Source organism: Methylobacterium sp. 001424705, from assembly GCF_059816145.1.
Genome location: NZ_JCBANU010000093.1, coordinates 1 through 626, shown reverse-complemented (window position 1 = coordinate 626; position 626 = coordinate 1). Strand labels below are relative to the sequence as shown.

1 protein-coding gene is annotated in these 626 nt (G+C 68.4%); it reads right to left on the bottom strand.

Going from position 1 to position 626, the window contains the following annotated elements; all coding sequences use genetic code 11:
* Window positions 1–626: transporter (locus tag AC6EUL_RS22900; RefSeq protein ID WP_499872918.1), on the bottom strand; the 626-nt coding region annotated here is incomplete at both ends.

Here is a 626-nt window from a genome sequence, read left to right as displayed (position 1 = left end):
GGCGCGGCGGCGTTGGTGCTCTCCTTGTAGATCGGCACGATGACCCGGAGCCAGCCTCGGGTCTCGCGGCCTCCGTAATTGCGCTCGACCACATCCTGAGTGACGTAGGCCTGCAGGTTCACCGGGCCGAAATTGTACCCGACGAGGCCGCCCACCGCGATCTGGCCCTGGCGGCGATAGCCCGGGAACCGGGTCGGCAGGTCGGTGGAGGCGAAGGCCACGGGGCCGACCTCCCATTTGCCGAACTTCTTCGTCGCGGTGAGATCGAGGTTGAGATAGTCGGGATAGACCCCGCCCTGCGGCGAGATGGGGTCGAGGAAGATCCCGTAGAGCAGGTTGGCCGTGAGGTTCAGGCCGTCCCCGGTGTAGCTGGCGGCGAAGCGGTGGCTCAGGGAGGCGTTCTGGGTCAGGAAGCGGGTCTCGATCGGCAGGTAGCCGCCGAAGAGGTAGCTGACGCCGAAATTGTTGCCGAGGTTCCAGGCGAGCTGGCCGGCCAGCAGCGGCTGGCCGATGCCGCTCTGGTAGGGCGTGCCGCGGGGGCTCGACGCCACGACGGGCTGGATCGCGATGAGGTTCAGGCGCGCGCCGAACAGGGTCCAGGGCGTCGCCCAGACGAAGGCCGGCAG